At 55.3% G+C, this 10931-nt stretch carries 6 protein-coding genes; 2 read left to right on the plus strand and 4 right to left on the minus strand.

The features are described from left to right. Positions 1-150: 150 nt before the first annotated feature. The 4 genes from yfaE to ubiG all read right to left on the minus strand — a co-directional run bounded on the left by yfaE (position 151) and on the right by ubiG (position 4974). Positions 151-405 carry a class I ribonucleotide reductase maintenance protein YfaE gene (gene yfaE, locus PUZ33_RS24870; RefSeq protein WP_014832737.1) on the minus strand — a complete coding sequence of 85 codons (255 nt, stop codon included), beginning with the start codon at positions 403-405 and terminating at the stop codon, positions 151-153. Then, positions 405-1535 carry a class Ia ribonucleoside-diphosphate reductase subunit beta gene (nrdB, locus tag PUZ33_RS24875; RefSeq protein WP_013098012.1) on the minus strand — a complete coding sequence of 377 codons (1131 nt, stop codon included), beginning with the start codon at positions 1533-1535 and terminating at the stop codon, positions 405-407. Before nrdB ends, yfaE begins: the two co-directional genes overlap by 1 nt. Positions 1536-1611: 76 nt before the next feature. Continuing rightward, positions 1612-3897 (minus strand): class 1a ribonucleoside-diphosphate reductase subunit alpha, encoded by a 2286-nt coding sequence (nrdA, locus tag PUZ33_RS24880; RefSeq protein ID WP_020690664.1) that lies wholly within the window; start codon positions 3895-3897, stop codon positions 1612-1614. Between the two features lie 348 nt (positions 3898-4245). Then, positions 4246-4974 carry a bifunctional 2-polyprenyl-6-hydroxyphenol methylase/3-demethylubiquinol 3-O-methyltransferase UbiG gene (ubiG, locus tag PUZ33_RS24885; protein WP_058681489.1) on the minus strand — a complete coding sequence of 243 codons (729 nt, stop codon included), beginning with the start codon at positions 4972-4974 and terminating at the stop codon, positions 4246-4248. 146 nt (positions 4975-5120) lie between these two features. Between ubiG and gyrA the strand changes: the two genes are divergently transcribed. Continuing rightward, positions 5121-7757, plus strand: a complete 2637-nt coding sequence (gyrA, locus tag PUZ33_RS24890) for a DNA topoisomerase (ATP-hydrolyzing) subunit A (RefSeq protein ID WP_013098009.1) — start codon at positions 5121-5123, stop codon at positions 7755-7757. A 135-nt stretch (positions 7758-7892) separates the two neighbouring features. Further along, positions 7893-10739, plus strand: a complete 2847-nt coding sequence (gene rcsC, locus PUZ33_RS24895; RefSeq protein WP_020690666.1) for a two-component system sensor histidine kinase RcsC — start codon at positions 7893-7895, stop codon at positions 10737-10739. Positions 10740-10931: the final 192 nt, after the last annotated feature.

The following is a 10931-nucleotide window of genomic DNA, read 5'->3' on the forward strand; positions in this document are numbered from 1 at the left end:
CTCGCCCCGGCCTGCAGGAAACGCCTCAGCGATTTACAGCCGGACCAGGGCGTCGCTGTAAGTCATTCATTTTCCTGAAACAACTTTCGTCGCTTTCGGTAAAAAATTACTGGGGATCCCTCAACCCACAGGGAGAGGGAACCAGGGCAATCACATCTCGATTTCAATGTCACCTTTTGCCCGGCAGCAGCAGGGCAAAATTTCCCCTTCATTGATAAAGGCCAGCGGTTCGGTCAGCCAGTCCACCTGGCCGGTGACCAGGCGGCAGCGGCAGGAGCCGCAATAGCCTTCACGACACTGATACTCTACCGTCACCTGATTCGCCTCAAGGGCTGCCAGCAGGGAAGGGTGCTCTTCCTGGCACAGCACTTCTGTGCCCGAAAGACTCAGCGTTACGCGCGTCATCAGAGCTGGAAATTGCTCAGGTCGTCAGTGTTGACTTCAGAATCAATCTGACCGACCAGGTAAGAACTCACTTCCACTTCCTGTGGCGCCACCTGCACGTTATCGGACACCAGCCAGGTGTTGATCCACGGGATCGGGTTGGAGCGCGTCTGGAATGGCAGATCGAGACCGACCGCCTGCATACGGATATTGGTGATATACTCAACGTACTGGCACAGAATGTCTTTGTTCAGGCCAATCATGGAGCCGTCGCGGAACAGGTAGTCTGCCCACTCTTTCTCCTGCTGTGCGGCCAGCACGAACAGGTCGTAGCACTCCTGCTTGCACTCTTCAGCGATTTCCGCCATCTCCGGGTCGTCTGCACCGCTGCGCAACAGGTTCAGCATGTGCTGGGTGCCGGTCAGGTGCAGGGCTTCGTCACGGGCGATCAGACGGATGATTTTGGCGTTACCTTCCATCAGCTTGCGCTCGGCAAACGCAAATGAGCAGGCAAAGCTCACGTAGAAGCGGATGGCTTCCAGGGCGTTAACGCTCATCAGGCACAGGTACAGCTGCTTTTTCAGCGCGCGCAGGTTCACGGTGACGGTTTTGCCGTTCACGTTGTGGGTCCCTTCGCCCAGCAGGTGCCAGTAGCTGGTCATCTCGATCAGCTCGTCGTAGTAGTGGGCAATCCCTTCCGCGCGTTTCTGAATCTGCTCGTTGGTGACGATATCGTCAAACACCACCGCCGGATCGTTAACGATGTTGCGGATAATGTGGGTGTAAGAGCGGGAGTGGATCGTCTCCGAGAACGCCCAGGTTTCCACCCAGGTTTCCAGTTCCGGAATGGAGATCAGCGGCAGCAGGGCAACGTTCGGGCTGCGGCCCTGAATGGAGTCCAGCAGCGTCTGGTACTTCAGGTTGCTGATGAAAATGTGTTTTTCATGCTCCGGCAACGCCTGGAAATCGATACGATCGCGGGAAACGTCAACTTCCTCCGGACGCCAGAAGAAGGAGAGTTGCTTTTCAATCAGCTTTTCGAAGATGTCATATTTTTGCTGATCGTAGCGTGCCACATTGACCGGCTGGCCGAAGAACATCGGCTCTTTGAGCTGGTCGTTTTTCGTCTGTGAAAAGGTGGTATATGCCATGAGTGTGTCCTGTGGTGTTATTTCCCCCTCATCCCGGCCCTCTCCCACAGGGAGAGGGTTAGGGTGAGGGGATTTATTAGATCTTACATGCGCCGCTTTCGCAGCCATCATCCTGAATTGACGGTGCCAGATCGTCCTGCGCGTCTTCTGCACCATCACGGGTGTTGTGATAATACAGAGTTTTCACGCCAAATTTGTACGCGGTGAGCAGGTCTTTCAGCAGTTGCTGCATGGGCACTTTACCAGACGGGAAACGCGTCGGGTCGTAGTTGGTATTGGCAGAGATCGACTGATCGATGAATTTCTGCATGATACCCACCAGCTGCAGATAGCCGTCATTGTTTGGCATTTCCCACAGCAGCTCGTAGTTGTCTTTCAGCAGTTCGTAATCCGGCACCACCTGGCGCAGGATGCCGTCTTTCGACGCTTTAATGCTGACGTGACCGCGCGGCGGCTCGATACCGTTGGTGGCGTTAGAGATCTGCGAAGAGGTCTCAGACGGCATCAGGGCAGAGAGCGTGGAGTTGCGCAGGCCGTGAGTCTTAATGGACTCGCGCAGTGCTTCCCAGTCCAGATGCAGCGGCGCGTTTGCAATCGCATCCAGGTCTTTCTTGTAGGTGTCGATTGGCAGAATGCCTTTCGCATAGGTGGTTTCGTTAAACCACGGGCATGCGCCTTGCTCTTTCGCCAGCTCGTTAGACGCTTTCAGCAGGTAATACTGGATCGCTTCGAACGTTTCGTGGGTCAGGTTGTTCGCGCTGCCGTCGGAGTAACGCTTACCGTGTTTCGCCAGCCAGTAGGCGAAGTTGATGACGCCGATACCCAGCGTACGACGGCCCATTGCGCCGCGTTTCGCCGCCGGGATTGGGTAATCCTGGTAGTCCAGCAGGGCGTCGAGCGCACGGACGGCCAGCACTGCCAGCTCTTCCAGTTCGTCCAGGCTCTTAATCGCGCCCAGGTTGAACGCAGACAGCGTACACAGCGCAATTTCGCCGTTTTCGTCGTTCACGTCTTCCAGCGGTTTGGTCGGCAGGGCGATCTCCAGGCACAGGTTAGACTGGCGCACTGGCGCAACAACCGGATCAAACGGGCTGTGGGTGTTGCAGTGGTCAACGTTCTGGATGTAGATACGGCCGGTAGAGGCACGTTCCTGCATCATCAGGGAGAACAGATCGACCGCTTTCACGCGCTGTTTACGGATGCTGTCGTCTTTTTCGTATTTGGTGTACAGACGTTCAAACTCGTCCTGATCGGCGAAGAACGCGTCATACAGACCCGGGACGTCGGACGGGCTGAACAGGGTTATGTCTTCACCTTTCAGCAGACGGGTGTACATCAGTTTGTTGATCTGCACGCCGTAGTCCATGTGACGCACGCGGTTACCTTCAACACCACGGTTGTTTTTCAGTACCAGCAGGCTTTCGACTTCCAGGTGCCACATTGGGTAGAACAGGGTTGCCGCACCACCGCGCACGCCGCCCTGAGAGCAGGATTTTACTGCGGTCTGGAAGTGCTTGTAGAACGGGATACAACCGGTATGGAACGCTTCACCGCCGCGAATTGGGCTGCCCAGGGCGCGAATGCGACCGGCGTTGATACCGATACCGGCACGCTGGGAGACGTATTTGACAATCGCGCTGGAGGTCGCGTTGATGGAATCCAGGCTGTCACCGCACTCGATCAGTACGCAGGAGCTGAACTGACGGGTTGGGGTACGCACGCCAGACATAATCGGCGTCGGCAGAGAAATCTTGAACGTAGAGACCGCATCATAGAAACGCTTAACGTATTCCAGACGGGTGTCACGCGGGTAGTTAGAGAACAGGCAGGCGGCCACCAGAATATAGAGGAACTGGGCGCTCTCGTAGATTTCGCCCGTGACACGGTTCTGGACCAGGTATTTGCCTTCGAGCTGTTTCACCGCTGCGTAGGAGAAGTTCATATCACGCCAGTGATCGATAAACCCGTTCATCTGCTCGAACTCTTCTTCCGTATAGTCTTCCAGCAGATGCGTGTCGTATTTACCCAGCTCAACCATTTTCACCACGTGGTCGTAAAGCGCAGGCGGCTCGAACTGGCCGTAGGCTTTTTTACGCAGGTGGAAAATCGCCAGACGTGCAGCGAGGTACTGATAATCCGGCGCTTCGCGGGAGATCAGATCCGCCGCCGCTTTGATGATGGTTTCGTGGATATCAGACGTTTTGATGCCGTCGTAGAACTGAATATGGGAACGCAGTTCAACCTGGGAGATAGATACGTTGTTCAGGCCTTCTGCTGCCCAGTCGAGAACTCGATGGATTTTGTCCAGATTGATACGCTCGGTAGTACCGTCGCGCTTTGTCACCAGCAGACTCTGATTCATGTGGGTTTTACCTGTCCGTGAAATAAAAAAATATCCCCCGTTTATCCACAGATCCGCCTTGTGACTAACTCTGTGGATAAATACTACATATAGGGGGTTTGCGATAAGAGAAACGCTATATGGTGAGTATTCTAGTAAGGATTCTTTTCAGTACAAGGGTTGATTTTGACGTTAAATTGAGGTTGTGAAAGGGTAAAAAAGGCTAAGTCCTCATGCTGTAAGGCCTGGAAGAGATGTCAATAATTAAGAAAAAAAATTCAAAATTTGATCGAGTGCTGATTTCTTCAACGGGAGGTCAGAATTGCGCAACATGATGTCGCGCAATCTTTATAAGAATAATGGATGACGTTAGTCGTTTTTGGCGGTGGTGTGCAACATATAGTTAACATCCACGCCCGGGGCGAGTTTGAATTTATCGGTCAGCGGATTGTAGTGCAGACCGGTGATGTGCTGCTCCTTGAGCCACGTCTGGTCAACCCAGCCCAGTAACTCGGCAGGCTTGATGAATTTCTTCACGTCGTGTGTGCCTTTGGGCACCATGCGCAGCACATACTCTGCGCCGACGACGGCCATCAGCCAGGCTTTGCCGTTACGGTTGATGGTCGAGAAGAAGACCTGGCCGCCCGGTTTCACCAGTTTTGCGCAGGCATTGACGACGGACTGCGGGTCGGGAACGTGCTCCAGCATCTCCATGCAGGTGACCACGTCGTACTGGTGCGCATGTTTTGCCGCGTGTTCTTCAACGGTTTCCTGCACGTACTCCACCTGAATCCCGGACTCCAGCGCATGCAGACGGGCAACCTGCAACGGTTCAAAACCCATATCCAGGCCGGTGACGGTGGCCCCTTCGCGCGCCATGCTCTCTGCCAGGATGCCGCCGCCGCAGCCGACGTCGAGCACTTTTTTACCGAACAGACCGCCGGAACGCTCCGCGATATAGCTCAGACGCAGCGGGTTGATGCGATGCAGAGGTTTGAACTCACCTTCGAGATCCCACCAGCGGGACGCCACCGCTTCAAATTTGGCAATCTCTTCGTGGTCTACGTTGTGAGCCACCGGGGATTTTTCGGCATTCATGGGCGCTTTTACTCCTTATTTAGCAAGACGAATGAGTATATCAGGCAATCCCTGTGAATAAAGCGTATAGGTTTACCTGTATCACCGCGGCTGTGTTATAATTTGCGACCTTTGAATCCGGGATACAGTAGAGGGATAGCGGTTAGATGAGCGACCTTGCGAGAGAAATTACACCGGTTAACATCGAGGAAGAGCTGAAGAGCTCCTATCTGGACTATGCGATGTCGGTCATTGTTGGCCGTGCGCTGCCGGACGTCCGCGATGGCCTGAAGCCGGTACACCGTCGCGTACTATACGCCATGAACGTATTGGGCAATGACTGGAATAAAGCCTACAAAAAATCTGCCCGTGTCGTTGGTGACGTAATCGGTAAATACCATCCCCATGGTGATTCCGCGGTGTACGACACCATCGTTCGTATGGCGCAGCCTTTCTCGCTGCGTTACATGCTGGTAGATGGTCAGGGTAACTTTGGTTCTATCGACGGCGACTCCGCCGCGGCAATGCGTTATACGGAAATCCGTCTGGCGAAAATTGCCCATGAGCTGATGGCCGACCTGGAAAAAGAGACGGTTGATTTCGTTGATAACTACGATGGCACGGAAAAAATTCCTGACGTCATGCCAACGAAGATCCCTAACCTGCTGGTGAACGGTTCGTCCGGTATCGCCGTAGGGATGGCGACCAACATTCCGCCGCACAACATCACCGAAGTGATCAACGGCTGCCTGGCCTATATCGACGATGAAGACATCAGCATTGAAGGGCTGATGGAACACATCCCGGGCCCGGACTTCCCGACGGCGGCCATCATCAACGGTCGTCGTGGTATTGAAGAAGCGTACCGCACCGGTCGCGGCAAGATTTACATCCGTGCCCGCGCCGAAGTGGAAGCAGATGCCAAAACCGGCCGTGAAACCATCATTGTTCACGAGATCCCGTATCAGGTGAACAAAGCGCGACTGATTGAAAAAATCGCCGAGCTGGTAAAAGAAAAACGTGTTGAAGGCATCAGCGCGCTGCGTGACGAGTCTGATAAAGACGGTATGCGCATCGTGATTGAAATCAAACGCGACGCGGTGGGCGAGGTTGTGCTGAACAACCTGTACTCCCAGACTCAGCTGCAGGTATCCTTCGGTATCAACATGGTTGCACTGCACCATGGTCAGCCGAAGATCATGAACCTGAAAGAGATCCTGAGCGCGTTTGTCCGTCACCGCCGCGAAGTGGTGACCCGTCGTACTATTTTCGAACTGCGTAAAGCGCGTGACCGTGCCCACATCCTTGAGGCACTGGCCGTGGCGCTGGCCAACATCGACCCGATCATCGAGCTGATCCGTCGCGCGCCAACCCCGGCGGAAGCGAAAACCGCGCTGATTTCCCGTCCGTGGGATCTTGGCAACGTTGCGGCAATGCTGGAGCGTGCCGGTGATGACGCCGCGCGTCCTGAGTGGCTGGAACCTGAATTCGGCGTGCGTGATGGTCAGTACTACCTGACTGAACAGCAGGCCCAGGCGATTCTGGATCTGCGTCTGCAGAAACTGACCGGCCTTGAGCATGAAAAACTGCTCGACGAATATAAAGAGCTGCTGGAGCAGATCGCTGAACTGCTGCACATTCTGGGCAGCGCAGAGCGCCTGATGGAAGTGATCCGCGAAGAGCTGGAGCTGATCCGCGATCAGTTCGGCGATGAGCGTCGCACCGAAATCACCGCCAACTCCGCAGATATCAACATCGAAGACCTGATCAACCAGGAAGACGTTGTTGTGACCCTGTCTCACCAGGGCTACGTGAAGTATCAGCCGTTAACTGACTACGAAGCACAGCGTCGTGGTGGTAAAGGCAAATCTGCGGCACGTATTAAAGAAGAAGACTTTATCGACCGTCTGCTGGTGGCGAACACCCATGACACCATCCTCTGCTTCTCCAGCCGGGGTCGTCTGTACTGGATGAAGGTCTACCAGTTGCCGGAAGCGAGCCGTGGTGCACGTGGTCGTCCGATCGTTAACCTGCTGCCGCTGGAAGCGAACGAACGTATCACTGCCATTCTGCCGGTACGCGAGTACGAAGAGGGCGTGAACGTCTTTATGGCGACCGCCAGCGGTACCGTGAAGAAAACCGCGCTGACCGAGTTCAGCCGTCCACGTTCTGCCGGTATCATCGCGGTGAACCTGAACGAAGGCGATGAGCTGATTGGCGTCGATCTGACTTCAGGCAAAGATGAAGTCATGCTCTTCTCCGCAGCCGGTAAAGTGGTGCGCTTCAAAGAAGACGCCGTCCGCGCAATGGGTCGTACCGCAACGGGCGTTCGCGGTATCAAACTGGCGGGCGAAGACAGCGTCGTTTCTCTGATTATTCCGCGCGGGGAAGGGGCTATCCTGACCGTGACGCAGAATGGTTACGGTAAACGTACCGCGGAAGGGGAATACCCAACCAAGTCGCGTGGCACGCAGGGCGTTATCTCTATCAAGGTGACCGAGCGCAACGGTTCCGTTGTGGGCGCGGTGCAGGTAGACGATGCCGACCAGATCATGATGATCACCGATGCCGGTACGCTGGTGCGTACCCGCGTGTCGGAGATTAGCGTGGTGGGTCGTAATACCCAGGGCGTTATCCTCATCCGTACGGCGGAAGATGAAAACGTGGTGGGTCTGCAGCGTGTTGCTGAGCCGGTGGACGACGAAGAGCTCGACTCCATCGACGGTAGCGTCGCGGAAGGTGATGATGACATCGCACCGGAAGTGGACACCGACGATGATGCAGCGGATGACGCTGACGAGTAATGTCTCCTGACGCATAAAGGGCCGGATTCCGGCCCTTTTCTTTTGCAGATGCAGACAAGTCAACGTTGCGACAAGCCGCGTTTACCGCTACCTTAACCACATTCTTTTTGACCCCGACGGCGGAGCCTCGCCCCTTTGAAATACCTCGTCTCCTTTCGAACCACGCTGAAAGTCTCTCGCTATCTGTTTCGGGCGCTGGCGCTCTTGCTTTGGTTACTGGTGGCCTTGTCCTCGGTGTTTTACATCGTCAACGCGCTGCACCAGAAAGAAGCGGAGATCCGTCAGGAATTTAACCTAAGTTCCGATCAGGCCCAGCGCTATATTCAGCGCACCTCCGACGTGATGAAGGAGCTGAAGTACATTGCCGAAAATCGCCTGACGGCGGAAAACGGTATTCTTGCCATCCGCGGCCGTAATGACAAAACCGAAGTACCGGATTTCGAGCCGCTGTTCCCGGATTCCGACTGCTCCGCCATGAGCAACACCTGGCGCGGTTCCCTGGAATCGCTCTCCTGGTTTATGCGCTACTGGCGTGACAACTTCTCCGCCGCCTATGACCTGAACCGCGTATTCCTGATTGGCAGCGAAAACCTCTGCATGGCCGACTTTGGCCTGCGCGATGTGCCCGTCGAACGTGATGATGCGTTGAAAAGCCTGCATGAACGCATTTTGAAATACCGCAATGCGCCGCAGGACGAGCGCGGGAATAACATCTTCTGGATAAGCCAGGGGCCGCGCATGGGCGTGGGCTATTTCTATGCGCTGACGCCAGTTTATCTGGGCAATCGCCTGCAGGCGCTGCTGGGCATTGAACAGACCATCCGCATGGAAAACTTCTTCACGCCGGGCAGTCTGCCAATGGGAGTGACCATTCTGGATGAGAACGGCCATCCCCTGATTTCACTCACCGGGCCGGATAATCGCCTGAACGTCGATCCGCACTGGATGCAGGAGCGTTCGTGGTTTGGCTATACCTCAGGATTCCGTGAGCTGGTGCTGAAGAAAAGCTTACCGCCATCGTCGCTGAGTATCGTCTATTCCCTGCCTGTGGATATGGTGCTTGAGCGGATCCGTATTCTTATCATGAATGCCATCCTGCTGAACGTGCTGGCCGGTGGCGCGCTGTTTACCCTGGCGCGGATGTATGAGCGGAAGATTTTTATCCCCGCTGAAAGCGATGCCCAGCGTCTGGAGGAACACGAGCAGTTTAACCGTAAGATTGTTGCCTCCGCACCGGTGGGGATCTGTATCCTGCGCACCCAGGACGGCACCAATATCCTCAGTAATGAACTGGCGCATAACTACCTGAACATGCTGACGCACGAGGACCGGCAAAGGCTGACGCAAATTATCTGTGGTCAGCAGGTGAATTTTGTCGACGTGCTGACCAGCACCCACACCAACTTACAAATTAGCTTCGTGCATTCGCGCTATCGCAATGAAAACGTGGCGATTTGCGTGCTGGTGGATGTCTCAGCACGTGTGAAGATGGAAGAGTCTTTGCAGGAGATGGCCCAGGCGGCAGAGCAGGCCAGCCAGTCGAAATCCATGTTCCTTGCCACCGTCAGTCACGAACTGCGTACGCCGCTGTACGGGATTATCGGCAACCTCGATCTGCTGCAAACCAAAGAGCTGCCGAAAGGCGTTGATCGCCTGGTGACGGCGATGAACAACTCCTCAAGCCTGCTGCTGAAAATCATCAGCGACATTCTCGACTTCTCGAAAATTGAGTCCGAGCAGCTGAAAATTGAACCGCGCGAGTTCTCTCCGCGCGAGGTGATGAACCACATCAGCGCCAACTATCTGCCGCTGGTGGTACGTAAACAGCTGGGTCTCTATTGCTTTATTGAGCCAGACGTACCGCTGACGCTGCATGGCGATCCTATGCGTCTGCAGCAGGTCATTTCGAACCTGCTCAGTAACGCCATCAAGTTCACCGACATCGGCTGTATCGTGTTGCATGTGTGCCGGGCAGGGGACTACCTGAGCATTCGTGTGCGTGATACCGGCGTTGGGATCCCGGCGAAGGAAGTGGTTCGTCTGTTTGACCCGTTCTTCCAGGTGGGTACCGGCGTGCAGCGTAACTTCCAGGGGACCGGACTGGGGCTGGCAATTTGTGAGAAGCTCGTCAGCATGATGGACGGCGATATCTCGGTGGATACCGAACCCGGTATGGGCAGCCAGTTCACCATTCGTATTCCGCTCTATTCTGCGCAGTATCCGGCGAAAACGACGGTTGACGGCCTGAGCGATAAGCGCTGCTGGCTGGCGGTGCACAACGCCTCGCTGAATGATTATCTGACGGCACTGCTGAACCACAGCGGCGTGCGCGTTTCCCGTTATGAAGGCCAGACGCCGGACGTGGACGATGTGCTGATCACCGATGACACGCTGGCGCAACCGTGGCAGGGAAGGGGCGTGGTGATGTTCTGTCGTCGCCACATCGGTATTCCGGTTGAGCGTGCGCCGGGCGAGTGGGTTCACAGTGTGGCGACGCCACATGAGCTGTTGGGGCTGCTGGCGCGCATCTACAGCGTGCAGCTCGAAGAGAACGATGGCGCGGCGACCCTGCCGTCACCGGAATCGCTGGCGTCGGTGAACGACGATATGATGATTCTGGTCGTGGATGACCATCCGATTAACCGTCGCCTGCTGGCTGACCAGCTGGGCTCGCTGGGTTATCAATGTAAAACCGCTAATGACGGCGTAGATGCGCTGAATGTGCTCAGTAAAAACCATATTGATATCGTTCTCAGCGACGTGAATATGCCCAATATGGACGGCTATCGTCTGACGCAGCGTATCCGCCAGCTTGGTCTGACGTTGCCGGTGGTTGGCGTCACGGCGAATGCGCTGGCGGAAGAGAAACAGCGCTGCCTGGAGTCAGGAATGGACAGCTGTCTGTCGAAACCGGTTACGCTGGATGTACTGAAGCAGACATTGTCGATTTACGCGGATCGCGTGAGAAAAACGCGGACATAAAAAAGGCCCGTAAGGGCCTTTTTTATTTGCCCGGCGGCGCTGCGCTTGCGCGGGCCTACGGGTTCTGTAGATACTGTTATGCCACGCAAGCATTTTTCTCGTGCAGTGTGGCATCGAACGGGCGTCCTGATTTCAGGACGCCATACGCCACCTGCGCCAGCTTACGCATCATTGCTCCGATTATCAGCTTCG

Source organism: Enterobacter cloacae complex sp. 2022EL-00981 (genome assembly GCF_028737495.1).
GTDB lineage: Bacteria > Pseudomonadota > Gammaproteobacteria > Enterobacterales > Enterobacteriaceae > Enterobacter > Enterobacter cloacae.

Excerpts from the sequence above, each read along its gene's own strand:
- yfaE (WP_014832737.1), bottom strand. The coding sequence starts at position 405 with ATGACGCGCGTAACGCTGAGTCTTTCGGGCACAGAAGTGCTGTGCCAG.
- nrdB (WP_013098012.1), bottom strand. The coding sequence starts at position 1,535 with ATGGCATATACCACCTTTTCACAGACGAAAAACGACCAGCTCAAAGAG.
- nrdA (WP_020690664.1), bottom strand. The coding sequence starts at position 3,897 with ATGAATCAGAGTCTGCTGGTGACAAAGCGCGACGGTACTACCGAGCGT.
- ubiG (WP_058681489.1), bottom strand. The coding sequence starts at position 4,974 with ATGAATGCCGAAAAATCCCCGGTGGCTCACAACGTAGACCACGAAGAG.
- gyrA (WP_013098009.1), top strand. The coding sequence starts at position 5,121 with ATGAGCGACCTTGCGAGAGAAATTACACCGGTTAACATCGAGGAAGAG.